The 14,837-nt window shown below is 69.9% G+C and carries 16 protein-coding genes and 2 pseudogenes; 9 read left to right on the top strand and 9 right to left on the bottom strand.

From position 1 onward, the window contains the following. The first annotated feature begins 244 nt into the window (after positions 1 to 244). From ACIQ7Q_RS31505 to ACIQ7Q_RS31530, 6 genes are read left to right on the top strand one after another with little or no spacing between them, the layout of a single operon-like run. A complete protein-coding gene (locus tag ACIQ7Q_RS31505) occupies positions 245 to 1,327 on the top strand; it encodes a threonine aldolase family protein (RefSeq protein ID WP_403869688.1) in 1,083 nt (360 codons plus the stop codon). Beyond that, the gene (locus ACIQ7Q_RS31510; RefSeq protein ID WP_403869690.1) at positions 1,324 to 2,787 is read left to right on the top strand and encodes a condensation domain-containing protein; all 1,464 of its coding nucleotides are present in this window, start codon (positions 1,324 to 1,326) and stop codon (positions 2,785 to 2,787) included. Before ACIQ7Q_RS31505 ends, ACIQ7Q_RS31510 begins: the two co-directional genes overlap by 4 nt. After that, positions 2,784 to 3,722: a diiron oxygenase gene (locus ACIQ7Q_RS31515; RefSeq protein WP_403869693.1), complete on the top strand. Its 939-nt coding sequence runs from the start codon at positions 2,784 to 2,786 to the stop codon at positions 3,720 to 3,722. The genes ACIQ7Q_RS31510 and ACIQ7Q_RS31515 overlap by 4 nt, the downstream gene beginning before the upstream one ends. Next, complete coding sequence (locus ACIQ7Q_RS31520) at positions 3,709 to 3,999, top strand: acyl carrier protein (protein ID WP_403869696.1); 291 nt, start codon at positions 3,709 to 3,711, stop codon at positions 3,997 to 3,999. The genes ACIQ7Q_RS31515 and ACIQ7Q_RS31520 overlap by 14 nt, the downstream gene beginning before the upstream one ends. Continuing rightward, positions 3,986 to 4,861 (top strand): hypothetical protein, encoded by an 876-nt coding sequence (locus ACIQ7Q_RS31525; protein WP_403869698.1) that lies wholly within the window; start codon positions 3,986 to 3,988, stop codon positions 4,859 to 4,861. Before ACIQ7Q_RS31520 ends, ACIQ7Q_RS31525 begins: the two co-directional genes overlap by 14 nt. Beyond that, positions 4,858 to 5,862: an agmatine/peptidylarginine deiminase gene (locus ACIQ7Q_RS31530; RefSeq protein ID WP_403869701.1), complete on the top strand. Its 1,005-nt coding sequence runs from the start codon at positions 4,858 to 4,860 to the stop codon at positions 5,860 to 5,862. The genes ACIQ7Q_RS31525 and ACIQ7Q_RS31530 overlap by 4 nt, the downstream gene beginning before the upstream one ends. A gap of 118 nt (positions 5,863 to 5,980) precedes the next feature. On the opposite strand, the pseudogene ACIQ7Q_RS31535 reads toward ACIQ7Q_RS31530, so the two are convergent. Continuing rightward, positions 5,981 to 6,463, bottom strand: a pseudogene (locus ACIQ7Q_RS31535) (DedA family protein). 299 nt (positions 6,464 to 6,762) lie between these two features. Next, positions 6,763 to 7,398, bottom strand: coding sequence for a transposase (locus tag ACIQ7Q_RS31540; protein WP_403869704.1), 636 nt, complete (start codon positions 7,396 to 7,398; stop codon positions 6,763 to 6,765). On the opposite strand from ACIQ7Q_RS31540, the pseudogene ACIQ7Q_RS31545 reads away from it, so the two are divergent. Together ACIQ7Q_RS31545 and ACIQ7Q_RS31550 are read left to right on the top strand one after the other, a co-directional pair. After that, positions 7,280 to 7,567, top strand: a pseudogene (locus ACIQ7Q_RS31545) (potassium-transporting ATPase subunit B); the annotation flags it as partial. The gene ACIQ7Q_RS31540 and the pseudogene ACIQ7Q_RS31545 sit on opposite strands and share 119 nt — an antisense overlap. A gap of 5 nt (positions 7,568 to 7,572) precedes the next feature. After that, positions 7,573 to 8,079 carry a potassium-transporting ATPase subunit C gene (locus ACIQ7Q_RS31550; RefSeq protein WP_403869707.1) on the top strand — a complete coding sequence of 169 codons (507 nt, stop codon included), beginning with the start codon at positions 7,573 to 7,575 and terminating at the stop codon, positions 8,077 to 8,079. A 107-nt stretch (positions 8,080 to 8,186) separates the two neighbouring features. Here the strand turns inward: ACIQ7Q_RS31550 and ppk2 are convergent, their stop codons facing one another. From ppk2 to ACIQ7Q_RS31575, 5 genes are all read right to left on the bottom strand, one after another. Then, positions 8,187 to 9,155, bottom strand: a complete 969-nt coding sequence (ppk2, locus tag ACIQ7Q_RS31555) for a polyphosphate kinase 2 (protein ID WP_403869813.1) — start codon at positions 9,153 to 9,155, stop codon at positions 8,187 to 8,189. Between the two features lie 206 nt (positions 9,156 to 9,361). After that, positions 9,362 to 9,712 carry a PRC-barrel domain containing protein gene (locus ACIQ7Q_RS31560; RefSeq protein ID WP_403869710.1) on the bottom strand — a complete coding sequence of 117 codons (351 nt, stop codon included), beginning with the start codon at positions 9,710 to 9,712 and terminating at the stop codon, positions 9,362 to 9,364. 85 nt (positions 9,713 to 9,797) lie between these two features. After that, positions 9,798 to 9,968, bottom strand: a complete 171-nt coding sequence (locus ACIQ7Q_RS31565; protein ID WP_356635539.1) for a hydrophobic protein — start codon at positions 9,966 to 9,968, stop codon at positions 9,798 to 9,800. A 152-nt stretch (positions 9,969 to 10,120) separates the two neighbouring features. After that, positions 10,121 to 10,315, bottom strand: coding sequence for a CsbD family protein (locus ACIQ7Q_RS31570; RefSeq protein ID WP_403869713.1), 195 nt, complete (start codon positions 10,313 to 10,315; stop codon positions 10,121 to 10,123). A 442-nt stretch (positions 10,316 to 10,757) separates the two neighbouring features. Then, complete coding sequence (locus tag ACIQ7Q_RS31575) at positions 10,758 to 11,789, bottom strand: PHP domain-containing protein (protein WP_403869816.1); 1,032 nt, start codon at positions 11,787 to 11,789, stop codon at positions 10,758 to 10,760. A gap of 331 nt (positions 11,790 to 12,120) precedes the next feature. On the opposite strand from ACIQ7Q_RS31575, the gene ACIQ7Q_RS31580 reads away from it, so the two are divergent. Then, a complete protein-coding gene (locus tag ACIQ7Q_RS31580) occupies positions 12,121 to 12,558 on the top strand; it encodes a subtilase-type protease inhibitor (RefSeq protein WP_403869717.1) in 438 nt (145 codons plus the stop codon). 108 nt (positions 12,559 to 12,666) lie between these two features. Here ACIQ7Q_RS31580 and ACIQ7Q_RS31585 read toward each other — a convergent pair whose 3' ends face one another. Next, the gene (locus tag ACIQ7Q_RS31585; RefSeq protein ID WP_403869720.1) at positions 12,667 to 13,464 is read right to left on the bottom strand and encodes a hypothetical protein; all 798 of its coding nucleotides are present in this window, start codon (positions 13,462 to 13,464) and stop codon (positions 12,667 to 12,669) included. Further along, positions 13,464 to 14,744: a VWA domain-containing protein gene (locus ACIQ7Q_RS31590; protein WP_403869723.1), complete on the bottom strand. Its 1,281-nt coding sequence runs from the start codon at positions 14,742 to 14,744 to the stop codon at positions 13,464 to 13,466. The genes ACIQ7Q_RS31585 and ACIQ7Q_RS31590 overlap by 1 nt, the downstream gene beginning before the upstream one ends. Positions 14,745 to 14,837 lie beyond the last annotated feature (93 nt).

Raw genomic sequence — 14,837 nt, forward strand, 5'->3', positions numbered from 1 at the left:
TCTTGATCAGAAGTGTGCCGGAAGGCTTGCGCTGATTACTAGATCATCTCGTAGGATCTTCGCACCGGACATCGAGGGGAGTGGGAAAGGTACGGCTGCCACCAGCAGCCCATGACACCTTGCACCCCCGTTCATCCCGATCCCCCCACACGTCCCGGCATCCCCGCATGCCCACGTTTCCCCGTGATCCAGCCGACACCGCGGCGCCCGTACGAGGCGCGTCGCGTGAGTGAAGGACGAAGGATTGATCTCCCGACTGCACGACCCCGCCTCGCGGGGCTTCGCCAGCGACAACAACGCAGGAATCCACCCGAACGTCCTGGCGGCCCTCAACACCGCCAACGAGGGCCACCAGACGGCGTACGGCGACGACGTCTACACCGAACGGCTCCAGCACGTCTTCCGCGACCACTTCGGCCCGGGCGCGAGCGTGTACCCCGTACTCACCGGCACCGGCGCGAACGTGGTGGGCCTCCAGGCCATGAGCGAGCCCTGGGGCGCCGTGATCTGTGCCGAAAGCGCCCACGTGAACACCGACGAGTGCGGCGCCCCGGAGCGGATCGCCCACGTCAAACTGCTTACCGTGCCGACTCCTGACGGCAAGCTCACGCCTGCCCTCATCGAGCAGCAGGCAGGCGGGCGCGGCGACGTGCACCGCGCCCAACCGACCGTCGTCACGATCACCCAACCCACCGAACTCGGCACCCTGTACACGCCGCAGGAGATCGCCGACATCTGCTCCTACGCCCACGAGCGCGACATGACCGTGTACCTCGACGGTGCCCGGCTGGCCAACGCCGCGGCCGCCCTCGACGCCCCCCTGCGCGCCCTCACCACCGACGCGGGCGTGGACGTACTCTCCTTCGGCGGCACCAAGAACGGCCTGCTGCTGGGCGAAGCCCTCGTCGTACTCAACCCGGACGCCGTCCGCGGCACCGAGTTCCTGCGCAAGGCCGCGGCCCAGCTGGCCTCCAAGATGCGCTTCGTATCAGCCCAGTTCATCGCCCTGATCGAGTCCGGGGCGTGGCTGGCCAACGCCCGCCACGCCAACGCCATGGCGCGCCGCCTGGCCGAGGCCGTCGGGGCGCTGGCCGGCGTACGCATCAGCCGGCCCGTGGAGTCCAACGCGGTCTTCGCCGTCCTGCCCGCGGACGCCACCGCCCGCCTGCAAAAGCGGCACCCCTTCTACGTACGCGACGAACGGACGGGCGAGGTCCGCTGGATGTGCTCCTTCGACACCACCCCGGAGGACGTCGACGCCTTCGCCGCAGCCGTGGCCGAGGAACTCGCGGCGGCCCGGACGGACACGGGAGCGGGGCAGACGTGAACACCCCCGCCGGCACACACACCAACGCCGACCCCGACCACAGCGGACAGCCCCTCCCCGCGCGGGTCCGCCGCGCGCCCTTCACCGGCGAGCGCGCCGTCGAAGCCGGGCTGAACTGGAGCCAGCAGGAGATCTGGGCGCTGATCGAGAAGTCGGCGCCGGACCACCACGTCTACAACGTGGTCGACGCCTTCCGCGTACCGCCCGGCGTCCGCCCCACCGAGGACGAGTGCCTCGACGCGCTCTCGTTCCTCCTCTCGCGCCACGAGGCGCTGCGCTCGGTCTTCCCGCGCACGCCGGAAGGCCGGGTCGTCCAACGTGTCCTCACCGAGGGCGAGTTGCCCGTCGAGTTCGTGGACACCCCCACGACCTCGGGCGACGAGATCGGCGTACTCGAACGGTTCTTCGCCACCCGGAGGTTCTCCTTCGCCGACGAACTGCCGATGCGCCTGGTGCTCCTGGTCACCGAGGGCCGCGTGTGGGGCGGCGTGTACGTCTTCTCGCACATGGCGGTCGACTGGTACGCCCTTCAGTACCTGGCCGAGGAGGTCACCGCGTACTTCCGCAACGGGCGTACGCTCCCTCCGCTGCCGCCCGGCACGACGACCTCGGCCGGCCTGGCCGAGTGGCAGGAGTCGCCCGACGGCATCCGCAGGCGCGACCGCACCCTGGCCCATGTGGCCGCGCTCTACCGCGACCGGCCGCCCCTCGCGCTGCCGCCGGCGGTCGCGGACCTCCCCGAGGCGTCGGCGTACCGGCAGGCGGCCCTGCGTTCGCGCGCCGCCCAGTACGCCGCCGCCCGCATCGCGGAGGACACCGGCCTCAGCATCGCGGCGATCATCGTCGGCGCGACGGCCCTGCTGCTGCGCGAACTGACCGGCAGCGACCGCATCGACCTACACCTCACCAGCTCGCAGCGCTTCGGCCGGGACAGCCGCACCACGATCGCCACGATGATGCAGGAGAGCTACTTCTCGGTGGACCTCACGGGCGCCGACCTGACCCAGGCGGTCAAACGGTCCTGGCCGGCGGCCATCACCGCCTTCCAGAAGTCCGGATGCGACGCCGTCAGCATGAACCGGCTCCTCGCCGAGCTGGGCGACGGCCCGGACGCACCGCTGCACTTCGCGTACTGCATCAACGACCGGCGCACGCTGCCGGCGGACGCGGCCGTACGACGCGACGTCCGGGCCGCCGACCTGCTGCCCGGCACCGTCTTCACCTGGCTCCCGGTCACCGAGCAGGAGCCCTTCTACCTCATCGTCGACGACGGAGAAGAGGCAGGAGAGGAAACCGGAGTTGCCGCAGCGCATGCCGGAGCGAATGCCCGCGAGGGCGGAGGCCCGTACCTCGAGTTCTCCCTGACCTGCGACATCCGGCACGTCACCGAAACCCGCATGGAGTCCTTCCTGCGCGAACTGGAGCGTTCGCTCGTCGCGCTCGCCGACTCCGTCGCATGACCGAGCCCGCCACCCGGGCGGCCGACCGCACCAGCACCAACCCGAAAGAACGCATCACCATGGACGATTCCGGCTTCAGCACCATGCTCGCGCGCCTCTCCGAGAAGTCGCGCGACGAGTACTACAACCCGTACACCAAGTTCACGTGGCCCGACACCGTGCCCGAGGACCAGTGGTGGATGAACCCCGACTACCTCACCGTCTCCGGCACCGGCCTGATCGACGACGAGAAGACGCTCAAGGCGCTCGCCCGCTACGAGACGGTCAACTTCTTCAGCCTGCACGTCCACGGCATCCGCGAGCTGATGATCGAGGTCGCGAAGCGCATCCACACGCCCGACTTCGCCGAGTACAACGAGTACCTGCACCACTTCATCGGCGAAGAGAACGCCCACATGTGGTTCTTCGCCGAGTTCTGCCACCGGTACACCGGCGGCATCTACCCGGAGGCCGCCTCCCCGCTCCGCCGCGAGGGCTTCGGGAACCTGTGGGACGACGTCATCGTCTTCTCCCGCATCCTGATCTTCGAAGAGATCTTCGACTACTACAACAGCCGCATGGGCAAGGACCAGCTGATCCCGGACATCCTCCGCGAGATCCACGCGGCCCACCACCACGACGAGAGCCGCCACGTCGCCTTCGGCAAGCAGCTCGTCAAGCGCCTCTACGACCGCGCCCTGGCCGCCGACCCGGACCGCCGCGAGGAGATCGAGAAGTACGTCAAGGACTACATGACGTACTCCGTGCGCAGCCTCTACAACCCGCAGATCTTCCGCGACTGCGGCGTCGGGAACCCCCTCGCCGTCCGGCGCGAGGCGCTCTCGCACCCCGTGCGCGAGGCGTTCCACGTCAAGCTCATGGCCCGGGTCGACAGGTTCTTCGTCGCCGCCGGAATCTTCAGCACCTCTTGGGGGACCGAGCATGTCAGCGCGTGAGAACAGCAGCACCACCTCGACCATGGCACACCCGTCGATGGACACCGTTCTCGGCTTCCTCCGGGAGCTCAACGCCTCCGTGGACACCATCGCCTGGGACCGCGACCTCATCGAGGCCCGGATCCTCGACTCGCTGGCCTTCGTCGAGTTCCTCCTGCTCATCGAGGAACTGACCGGCGAGCCCGTCGACCTGGCCACGACGGACGTCAACAACTTCCGCACGCTGGAGCGCATCAACGCCTTCCTCACGGAAGGTGCCGGCCATGCGCACTCCTGATCCGGGCCTGCGCGCCCCCGTCGACGTCACCGACGGCCTGGTCACGCTCGGCCCCGAGGCGGTCCGCCTCCGGGCCGCCCTCGACCGGGTGTTCACCGGCTGGGCGGCCGCGGCCGGCGCCGCCGAGGTCCTCTACCCGCCGCTGATCCCGGTCGCCGACCTGGCGCGCTTCGACTACTTCACCAACTTCCCGCACCTCGTCCTGGCCGCCACGGCGGTCAACACGGACGCCATCGCCGGCCTGCCCACGCACCCCGCGGAGCCGGGCACGACCCTCGGCGGCCACCAGCTCGCCCAGGCCGGCCTGGTCCTGCCCTCGGCCGCCTGCTACAACGCCTACCTGTCCCTGGCGGGCAGCCGGCTCGACGAACCGGTCCGGTTCACCACCATCGCGCAGTGCTTCCGGCGCGAGACGCACTACGAGGGCCTGCGCCGCCTGCACGGCTTCACGATGCGCGAGATCATCGCCGTCGGCGACGCCGAAACGGTCAAGGGCCACCTCACCACCCACAAGGACCTCGTCCTCGGCTTCGCGGCCCACCTCGGCCTCGACCTCACGACGGAGGTCGCCACCGACCCGTTCTTCGACGCCAACGGCTCCCGGGCCGTGATGCAGCGGCTCTTCCCCACCAAGGAGGAGTTCGTCGCCGACGGCGGCCTCGCGATCGCCTCCGTCAACTACCACCGCAACTTCTTCGGCGAGCGGGCCGGGATCACGTACGCGGGCGAAGAGGCCCACACCTCGTGCGTGGCCTTCGGCATGGAGCGGTGGCTGCACGTCCTCGCCGGGCGCTTCGACGGCGACTGGCAGGCCGCGGAAGAGGCAGTGGCATCCTTCCCCCTCCCCGGGGGGACGGCATGACCGGCTACCTGATGCCGGCCGAGTGGGAACCCCACGAGGCCTGCATGCTGGCCTGGCCGCCGTACGAGTCGCTGTGGGGCGACAGCTTCGGCTCCGTCGAGCGCGAGTACGTGGAGGTCGTACGGGCCATCGCCGCCTTCGAACCGGTGATCCTGCTCGTCCTGCCCGGCCAGGCCGAGCGGGTCAGGGCGCTGTGCGAAGTCGACGTCACCACCGTGGAGATCCCCATGGACGACGCCTGGCTCCGCGCGACCGGACCGATCGTGGTCCACGGCCCGCAGGGCCGGGTCGGCGTGGACTTCCGCTACAACTCCTTCGGCGAACGCTTCCACCCGTACGCTCGGGACGACCGGATCACCGAGCGGCTGCTCCCCGTCCTGGGCATCGAGCGCCGGGCCACCATGACGGTCCTCGAAGGCGGCGCCATCAGCGTCGACGGCGAAGGCACGCTGATCGCCACCGAGCAGTGTGTCCTGAACGCCAACCGCAACCCGCGGCTCGGCCGCGCCGACAGCGAGGCCGAGTTCGAGGCCCTGCTCGGCGCGACCAAGGTGATCTGGCTGCCGTACGGCCACCTCGCCGGTGACACCGACGGGCACGTGGACCACGTGTGCCAGTTCACCGGACCCGGCCGGGTCCTGGTGGAGGCGCCGGGCGACCCCGCGCGCCCCGACCACGCGCGCCTCAAGGCCAACCGCGCCGTTCTGGAAGCCGCCACCGACGCGGCGGGCCGGAGCCTGGAGATCCTCGAACTGCCGCCACAGCAGCCGGTACGCGTGCACGGCCAGGACGCCGTCGTGAACTACATGAACTTCTACATCGCCAACGGCGGAGTGATCATGCCGCTGGCCGGCACGAGCCGCGACGCCGAGGCCCTGGAAGCAGCCGCCAAGGCCTTCCCGAACCACCGCGTGCTAGGAGTCGAGGCCCCCACCCTGGCCACGGGCGACGCAGGCATCCACTGCATCACCCAACAACTCCCGACCCCCCGACCCGCCTGACCCCAGTCCCCACCCACGCCGGCTCTGCTGCCCACCAGGCCCAGCAGAGCCGGCGCAGTCACATGGAGGAGCATCAGCACACGAGCGCCCCGCAGCCCGTCCCACCACCCCGACGGGCTTACGGTTCCTCGGCCACCGGGGCAGCGAAGGACGGCGCGGCGGCTCTACGGCGGCGGTACACAGCACGCCGCCCCCCAGCAGTACGAGAGCGGCCACGCCGGCCACGCCGAGGGCCGTCTGCTCGGCGAAGAGCCGGCCCAGCACTTCGAGGACGCCGAGGCCCGCGGTCACGTAGATCAGCGCCCAGGCCGCTCCGCCCAGGAACAGGGCGGGGAGGTAACGCGACAGCGGCATCCGCATGCTGCCCGCGAGGAGATTGGCTGCGGTCTGGAAACCGACCGTCAGGAAGGAGACGGCCACCACATGCGCGCCCCACCGCTGGATCGCCCGCTCGGCGCGCTGGAACTTCGCCGAGGAGATTCGGTCGGCGAACCGGCTGCGCCGGGCACCGGCGCCCGCGCCACCCGACGGCGAACGTCCCTCCGGCGCGGAGCAGGACGATAAAGTACAGGGCCTCGGCCGTGAGCGCGATCTTATCCACGGCGCCCCGTCCCGAGATCCGGCCCTGAACCCAGGGCACCCGTCAGCCACACGAGCGTCCGGCTCCAGCCGGGCGCACGACGCACACCAGCCCGCTCAGCGTCTCTCACCTGCGCCTGCCTCTGCCCGTTCCGTCCTATGGGTGCCACCTGCGCCACCGGGACCCGAACCTGCACGCCCGCACGCCAAGCAAGGCAGCCTAACCTGCGCGTTTCGTCTGGGGTTGGGTCCGGATCGTGATCGGAAAAGTGAAAGTGCCTTCTGATCTGCAGTGCCGGTGAGTTAGCGCGTTGGTGCAGGTCAGGTGGGGTGTTTGGTGACTCTGAGTGTGTAGTGGACGTTACTGGGAGTGCGGGGCAGTTCGCGTTTTCTGACCTCGAAGGTGTTCTTGGACGGCTTCTTGATGCGCTGGCACTGTCGGTTGCGCCGGGGCGGGAGGAGGGCGGCCAGGAGCTCGGTGATGGCCTCGCGGCGTGCGGTGTCCAACATGGTCACCTCGGCTGCGGCTTGAGCGGCGACGGCGAGCCGGGCGAGCTGCACTGCGACGGTGAAGGAGATCCGGTCGGAATCGGTCCCGCCGTGCTCGGCCGCACGCATCTGCAGTGCGCACAGCGCCTGGTAGACGGTCAGGAGGGCGTAGATCTCCTGGCAGATCAGCTCGGGTGCCTTGGAACGCAGGATGAATCCGGTGCCGCGCAGGCGGTTCTTCAGTTCCGCGAACCCGTTTTCGATCTCCCACCGCTGGTGGTAGGCCGTGGCCAGCTGGTGGGCCGGGGCGAGGCGGTGGTCCAGCAGGCTGGTGACCAGCCGGAACGTTGCGATCATCCCCGCGATGTTCGCCGTCGCCCATCCGGACCTGGACAAGCTCAACATCATGGACCTGGCCTCCCCGCAGTCCGCGATCCTCTCCGCGGTCGTCTTCAACGCGCTGATCATCGTGGCGCTGGTGCCGCTGGCGTTGAAGGGCGTGCGCTACCGGCCGATGAGCGCCGACCGGATGCTCCGCCGCAACCTCGGGGTCTACGGACTCGGCGGCCTGATCGCCCCGTTCATCGGCATCAAGCTCATCGATCTGCTCATCTCCCGCATCCCCGGAATCGGCTGACCGTCATGAACAGTTCTCTCGGCGACACCGCGCGGCTCGTCGGAGCCGGCCTGCGGGCCCTGCTCGTCCTGACCGTCATCTGCGGTGTCCTCTCCCCGCTCGCCGTCACCGGCATCGCCCAAGCCCTTTTCCCCGACAGGGCGAACGGCTCCGAGGTCAAGGACGCGAGCGGCAGGATCGTGGGCTCCGCGCTCATCGGGCAGCGCTACGACCTGCCGCTGAAGGCCGGGGAGGAGACACCGGCGCCGGACCTGAGGTGGTTCCAGCCGCGCCCCTCCGACGCGCCGGCCGACGCCGTCACCTCCTCCGGCTCCGGCCTCGACCCGCACATCTCCCCCGCGTGCGCCGAATACCAGGTAAACCGCGTCGCCGAGAGGAACAACCTCGACGTCGAGCAGGTCGAGAAGCTCGTCGAGGACCACACCGAAGGCCGCACCGCCGGTTTCATCGGCGAGCCCCGGGTCAACGTCCTCCAACTCAACATCGCGCTCGAGGCACTGGCCCGAAGCTGAGGAACGGAACCGCGCCGCTGGTCGGACGGCCATGCTTACGACAAGCGTGTCGTCGGTGACACGGAGCCCGGTCCGTGTCCGGCTCCGCGAGCGGTGCCGCCTCCCCGTCAGTCGGCTCCCGGCTCCGTACGGGCCGTGGCGTCCCCGGGGTGCTGCCCCCGTCCCAGCGCCCGGCCCGACAGCGGTGTGGGCGACAGGTCGCTGCTTTCTTCGCCCGGCTCGAGGAGAGTGTCCGCGGAGCCGACGATCAGCGGATCGGGCACGCCGATCGCCTCAACGTCCTTACTGGCGTAGTCCAGCCGCCACAAGAGGCTGCGCATGGCCTCGAGGCGGCCGCGGCGCTTGTCGTTGCTCTTGACCACGGTCCAGGGCGCCTCCTGGGTGTCGGTGGCCCGGAACATGTCGACCTTCGCCGCGGTGTACTCGTCCCACAGGTCCAAGGAGGCCACGTCGGTGGGGGACAGCTTCCACTGCCGTACCGGATCCACCTGCCGGATCGCGAAGCGGGTGCGCTGTTCGGCCTGGGAGACGGAGAACCAGAACTTCACGAGCAGGATCCCGTCGTCCACGAGCATCCGCTCGAATGCGGGGCACTGGCGCAGGAACAGCTTGTACTCGGCCTGGGTGCAGAATCCCATGACCCGTTCCACGCCGGCCCTGTTGTACCAGGAGCGGTCGAAGAAGACGATCTCGCCGGCCGAGGGCAGATGCGCCACATAACGCTGGAAGTACCACTGCCCGGCCTCGAGCTCCGTCGGCTTCTCCAGAGCGACCACGCGCGCGCCGCGCGGGTTCAGCCGCTCCGTGAACCGCTGGATCGTCCCTCCCTTGCCGGCGGCGTCGCGTCCCTCGCAGATGACGATGAGCCGCTGCCCGGTGTCCTTCACCCAGCGCTGCATCTTGAGCATCTCGATCTGCAGCACCCGCTTGCGCCGTTCGTACGCGGCGCGAGGCACCTTGCGGTCGTAGGGATGGTTCTGCTGCCACGTCTTGATCGGACGGCCGGCGGCGTCGAGGAGGACGGGACGCTCGGGCCGGCTCTCGTCCACGGTCAGTCCGTGCAGCAGCCCCTCCACTTCCTTTTCGTCGCTGGCGGTGTCGCTGCCCTTGTCGTTCTCGTCGTCATGCACCGGCGTTCACCTTGTCTCGCGGGACCACGCGAACTCCCTGATACCGGAGGCGGCACCCGGCACACGGGAGGCGGGGCTCCCGAGGGGTTCACGTACCGGGCGGGGGCGGACCGGGAACGTCTCCCGGTCCGCCCCCACCCCGGGGTCGCACGTCAGCCCATGAAACCACCGTAGTAGCCGCCGAGCCTGTCCCGGTATGCCGGGTCGTCGGCGTGTGCGTCCTTGTCGAACTCGGGCGCGTTCTTGATCTCGTCCTTGCTGCGGGAGACATGGACGGTCTCCGCCGCGAGGTCGACGCTCGAAACGACGCCGGCGGGCAGCAGGACATGCTTGCCGAAGATCCACGGGCCGGTGTCGACGACGATGTGCGCGGAGCCCACCTCGTCGGAGTGCTTGTCCACCTTGCCGATGCTGCCGTCGCTCGCCTCGACCCTGAAGCCGACCAGACTGGCCTCGGTCGCGCGGCCGGAAGCGGGGGTGTAGGCCCAGAGGTTCGGGTCCATGTGTTCCTCTCAACTGTGTGAATTGATGCCGGTCGGTTGCCGCTCGGCAGGGGCCGGGGGCCGCCTGCGGGTCAGGGCCGGATCCCTACCAGCGGTACCAGCGGCCCCGACGGCCGCCCGTAGCCGCGGGCCGGATCACAAATCCCAGCAGCCACACGACAAGCACGATGACGGCTATCCACCAGAGAGCCTTGAGGGCAAAACCGGCGCCAAAAAGAATGAGTGCCAGCAACAGGACGAGAAGCAGGGGAATCATTTCTCATCACCTCCGAAACTTCGTGTGCCCCGCGCCTTGACCGGCATGCTCGCGACACTGCTTGTTTCTCTGAAAAATTCGCGGGTACACGCGCCGCACAAAAAGTGCCGCCGACCACGGAAGTGGTCGGCGGCACGGTTCCTCGTGGCGCGTCAGCGCTTGAAGGCGTCCCTCACCTTGCGCGCCCCGCCCTTGGCCTTTTCCTTGGCATCGCGCATATCGCCCTGCGCCTGCTCCGTACGCCCTTCGGCGGTCAGACTTTCGTCGTCCATGGCGCGCCCTGCGCCTTCCTTGACCTTGCCCCGCGCCTTTTCTGCCTTGGCGCGCGCCTTTTCGCTACCGCTCATGGAAATCACCTTTCACGGTCGTCCTGACTTGCCGTTGCCCGCACTGTCGCAATGCAAACCGGTAAATGCGGCGATAAAGACGTCGGCATTGCTGCCGGCGGGTACCGGCATGGATCCGCTCGCCCGCGGAGCGGCCGACGGAGTTCCTCACGCCCCCGCGTCAGCGGCGGCTCGAGCCCGCTCGGGTGCGGAGCGACTGTACGAGCCCACGGACGACGGCCACCGCGGAGACTCCGTGCGGGCCTCTGCCGAGACGGGAGTCCACGGCCGGCCGGCGACGGGCGGTCCCGTGCCGCCGCAGTTCACGGACAATGGTGCTCAGCTTGGAAGACATCCGGGGCATCCCCCTCTGTTTTCGGTGTCCGGGGCGGAGAACCCCGCTCATCGGTTGCCCCGTGCGGCCCGCGGCATGCCCGGTTCGGTGCCTGGCTCGGCCTCGGGCTCAGCCTTGGGGTTGCCGCCGAGTGCGGGTCCATTCGACGAGCTCGTCCGCGGACCAGGTGTTCACGACCCGCTCCTCGGTCACGCCGCACTCCTCGGCGCGTGCGCAGCCGATGATCTGCCAGTCGAGTTGACCCGGCGCGTGCGCGTCGGTGTCGACGGCGAACAGGACGCCCGCGTCGACGGCGCGGCGCAGCAGCCTGCGTGGCGGGTCCCGCCGCTCCGGGCGGCTGTTGATCTCCACGGCGGTGCCGTGATCCGCGCAGGCGGCGAACACCTGGTCGGCATCGAACTGGGACTCGGGCCGGGTGCCTCTGCCGCCGGTGACGAGCCGTCCGGTGCAGTGGCCGAGGACGTCGGTGAGCGGATTCTCCACGGCCCGGAGCATCCGCCGGGTCATCGTCGCGGAGTCCATGCGCAATTTGGAGTGGACGGACGCGACGACGACGTCGAGCCGTTCCAGCAGTTCCGGGTCCTGGTCGAGGCTGCCGTCGGGGAGGATGTCGCACTCGATGCCGGTGAGCAGCCGGAAGGGCTGCCATTCGCGGTTGAGACGTTCCACGATCTCGAGCTGGGCGAGCAGCCGTTCCGCGCTGAGACCCTTGGCGACCGTGAGGGTGGGTGAGTGATCGGTGAGGACGGCCCAGTCGTGACCGATCGCTGCGGCGGCGCGGCCCATCTCGTCGATGGGACTGCCGCCGTCCGACCAGTCGGAGTGCATGTGGCAGTCGCCGCGCAGCGCGGCGCGGAGGTCGGCGCCGCCGTCGGCGAGCGGCGCGCCGGCCTCCTCCTCGAGCCGTTGCAGATAGGCGGGCGTCCCTCCGGCGAGGGCCTCCTCGACGACCTTGGCGGTCTTGGGGCCGATGCCTTTGATCTTGACGAGTGTTCCTGCCGCGACGCGGTCGGCGATCTCCTGCGCCCCGAGGCCGTCGACCGCCGCGGCGGCGGTCCGGAAGGCCCGTACGCGGTAGCTCTCCGCGAGCGAGCGTTCCAGGAGAAAGGCGACACGTTCCAGTGCTTCCACCGGTTCCATCGGCACCTCCGGGCTCCTCCGCCCAGTGAACCCCGACCCCGGTCAACCGTCCAATGCTGCGCGACGCAGGCGTGAACGCCAGCTGCCCTTTCAATCAATGGTTCAAGTATCCGCCCACCTAAAAATCAACAGCTCAACGACCCCGAACGTCTGTCTTCGGCCGATTCGGTGAGCTACTGAACCGCTGGTCAGCAGCGAGAACCCGGTCACCGCCTGCCCTCAAGGCATCACGTGGCGTGACCGAAAGCGGACGTACGACTGTGCGTTCTTCACTGGGTTCAGTAAGACTCCCGTCCGATTTCCGAAACAACAACCCACAGGAGTGTTCGAAATGCGGTACATCGCCAGAGGACTCGCGCTCGCGGCCACCACCACGCTCGCTCTCGTCGCGGCGCCCGCGGTGGGCAGCGCGGGTGCGGCACAGCCCGGCACGGAGAGCCTGTACGCCCCCTCGGCCCTCGTGTTCACCGTCACGGCCGGGGACGACGCCGTGGACGGGGCGGTGCTGCGCGCGGTGACGCTCAACTGCACTCCGAAGGCCACCGGCACGCACCCCGCGCCGAGGGCGGCCTGCGCCGAACTACGCGCCAACGAGGGCCGCTTCGACGCCATCACCACGCGTGACCCCGGCGTCGCCTGTACCAAGCAGTGGGACCCGGTGACCGTGACCGCCGACGGCGTGTGGAACGGCAAGCGCGTCTCGTACGTGCACACCTTCGGCAACGCGTGCGTCAAGAACACCTCCAGCGGCACGGTCTTCGCTTTCTGACGTGCGGGGTACGAAGAGCGGCCGCACGCCGTGCGGCCGCTCTTCGTACCGGAGCTCAGGGATCCGACCATCGCGCCCGAGCTCCGGGCCCGCCCTTCGTGCCGGCGCTCAGGCCCCCGGCGGCACCCGTGAGGGACGACCGGAGCCCCGGGTCAGGCCGTGGCCCGCGACACCGGCGAGCGCCGCGAGCAGGCCGCCCGCGGCGGTCCAGGCCCAGCGGTCGGACCACCGGCCGGAGGACCAGTCCAGCCGGGCCTCCTCCTCGTTCCGCCTGCCGTCGGCGGACACACCGGGCACCAGCGGCTCGGCGAGCGCGCCGTCGACCGCGTATCCGCCGCCCGCGTCCCTCGAGACCGCCTCGACCTCGGCGCTGACCGGCAGTCCGAGATCCTTCTCAGGCAGGCCGGTCACGGTCAGGCGTACGTAGTAGCTGCCGGGCAGCGGGTCGTCGGCCCACTGCTCCGCGAGCGAACGCACCGTCCGCAGAACGCAGGACAGTTCCACGTCCGTGGCGTCCTTGGCCGCCGTGCGGGCCTGCATGCCGTACATGCAGGCCTGGCGGCGGCGCAGTCCGTCGTACACGTCGATCCGCCAGGTCGACTCGCCGTGCCGCTCGGCCGCGTCGGGCAGCGTGACCCGGGCCCTGACGGTGGGCCGCTGCTCGGCGTCGGCGGGGAACACCCAGTACAGGTAGTCACCACTGGAAGCGTTCGCGGTGGCCTTCTGGTCCTGCTCGATCGGGGTGGCCGTACGGAAGGTGGTGCCGGCTTCGGTGGGCCCCGCCTCCGACCCGGTCGTGCTCGGGCTCGGACTCGGGGAGGCGTCGTCCGCCAGTGCCGCGCCCGCGGGGGCGAGCAGTGCGGCGGCGGCCAGCGCGCCCGCCGTCAGTATGCGTGCGATACCCATCAGTTGGTCCTCCAGACGGCGATGCGCCAGCGCGAGACCCAGCCCCACAGGAGCCCGGCCACCAAACCGGTGAGGACGAGGACGCCCAGCAGCCACCAGCCGCGACCGAGGCCGAACGAGGCCACGTCCGAGGCCTCGGCGGGACCGTCGACCACGTCGACGGTGAGCTCGACGGGCAGGCCGGGCTCGGTCTTGACGGCCGGGGGCGCGGAGAAGGAGTTGCTCACCTGCAGGCAGACCGTTTCCGCCGCGGGCTTCAGGTCGGCGTCGTCGGCGTCGTCGAGCTCCGGCTTCGGGTAACGCAGGCCGGTCGAGACGAGGTCGGTCCGGCCGTCTCCGGCCTCCGATCCGCGGACGATCTCACGGCCGCGCACGGTGACGGCACGCAGCAGCACTCCGTAGTCCCTGTTCACCGCCCGGTCTGCGCCGACGCTCACGGAGGCGCGAAGTTCCTGGCCGGGCAGTACGTCCACGCGGTACCAGCGGTGCTCGCCGAACTTCTCGCGGTCCGTGTAGAGGCCGGGGGCGAGCAGGGGCGCGTCGCCGCACCGCGCGGCGCCCTCCGTCGCCACCGGCGTGACGACCGGGTCGGCCGCGCGGTCCACCAACTGGCTTACACGATCGGAGAGTTCGTCCGTGTGCTGCACCGACGTGTAGGTGCCGCCGGTGGCCTCCGCGATACAGCGGAGCTGGGCGCGGGTCTTGGCGTCGGGCACCAGGCCCAGGGTGTCGACGACGAGATGGATGCCCTTCGCCGCGATCTCCCGTGCGACCTCGCACGGGTCGAGCGGTGCGCAGGTGTCCTCGCCGTCGGTGATGAGCACGATCCGCCGGGTGGCGTCCCCGCCCTCCAGGTCGTCCGCCGCTCCCAGCAGCGCGGGACCGATCGGCGTCCAGCCGGTGGGCGCGAGGGTGGCGACGGCGGTCTTCGCCTCCGTCCGGTCGAGCGGTCCCACGGGATAGAGCTGCCGGGTGTCCTTGCAGCCGCGCTTGCGGTCGTCACCGGCGTAGTCGGCGCCGAGGGTCCGGATCCCCAGCTGCACCTCTTCCGGGACGGCGTCCAGCACCTCGTTGAACGCCTGCTTGGCGGCAGCCATCCGGCTCTTGCCGTCGATGTCACGGGCCCGCATGGAGCCGCTGACGTCGAGCACGAGCTCGACCTTGGGGGATTCCTTCGCCGCCGGTTCGTCGGCGGCGGCCACCCCTGCCGGGAACAGCCCGGCGACCAGGACTGCGAGCAGGGCGCAGGCCCGGGCCGCGGGCCGTTTTCTTATGATCATCCGCGGATCGTATTGACGATCCGCGGATGATCCAAAACGGGGTCCTCGAGCGGACGGCGGCCGGATCGCACACCCGGGCACGGTCCGGTTCGC

This window comes from Streptomyces sp. NPDC096176, assembly GCF_044763255.1.
Classification (GTDB): Bacteria; Actinomycetota; Actinomycetes; order Streptomycetales; family Streptomycetaceae; genus Streptomyces.

Bases quoted from the DNA above. Each gene is read 5' to 3' on its own strand.
- ACIQ7Q_RS31570 (WP_403869713.1), bottom strand. From the start codon at position 10,315: ATGAGCGGTAGCGAAAAGGCGCGCGCCAAGGCAGAAAAGGCGCGGGGC.
- ACIQ7Q_RS31575 (WP_403869816.1), bottom strand. From the start codon at position 11,789: ATGGAACCGGTGGAAGCACTGGAACGTGTCGCCTTTCTCCTGGAACGC.
- ACIQ7Q_RS31565 (WP_356635539.1), bottom strand. From the start codon at position 9,968: ATGATTCCCCTGCTTCTCGTCCTGTTGCTGGCACTCATTCTTTTTGGC.
- ACIQ7Q_RS31560 (WP_403869710.1), bottom strand. From the start codon at position 9,712: ATGGACCCGAACCTCTGGGCCTACACCCCCGCTTCCGGCCGCGCGACC.
- ACIQ7Q_RS31520 (WP_403869696.1), top strand. From the start codon at position 3,709: ATGTCAGCGCGTGAGAACAGCAGCACCACCTCGACCATGGCACACCCG.
- ACIQ7Q_RS31530 (WP_403869701.1), top strand. From the start codon at position 4,858: ATGACCGGCTACCTGATGCCGGCCGAGTGGGAACCCCACGAGGCCTGC.
- ACIQ7Q_RS31525 (WP_403869698.1), top strand. From the start codon at position 3,986: ATGCGCACTCCTGATCCGGGCCTGCGCGCCCCCGTCGACGTCACCGAC.
- ACIQ7Q_RS31580 (WP_403869717.1), top strand. From the start codon at position 12,121: ATGCGGTACATCGCCAGAGGACTCGCGCTCGCGGCCACCACCACGCTC.
- ACIQ7Q_RS31540 (WP_403869704.1), bottom strand. From the start codon at position 7,398: ATGATCAGCGCGTTGAAGACGACCGCGGAGAGGATCGCGGACTGCGGG.
- ACIQ7Q_RS31550 (WP_403869707.1), top strand. From the start codon at position 7,573: ATGAACAGTTCTCTCGGCGACACCGCGCGGCTCGTCGGAGCCGGCCTG.
- ACIQ7Q_RS31585 (WP_403869720.1), bottom strand. From the start codon at position 13,464: ATGGGTATCGCACGCATACTGACGGCGGGCGCGCTGGCCGCCGCCGCA.
- ACIQ7Q_RS31515 (WP_403869693.1), top strand. From the start codon at position 2,784: ATGACCGAGCCCGCCACCCGGGCGGCCGACCGCACCAGCACCAACCCG.
- ACIQ7Q_RS31590 (WP_403869723.1), bottom strand. From the start codon at position 14,744: ATGATCATAAGAAAACGGCCCGCGGCCCGGGCCTGCGCCCTGCTCGCA.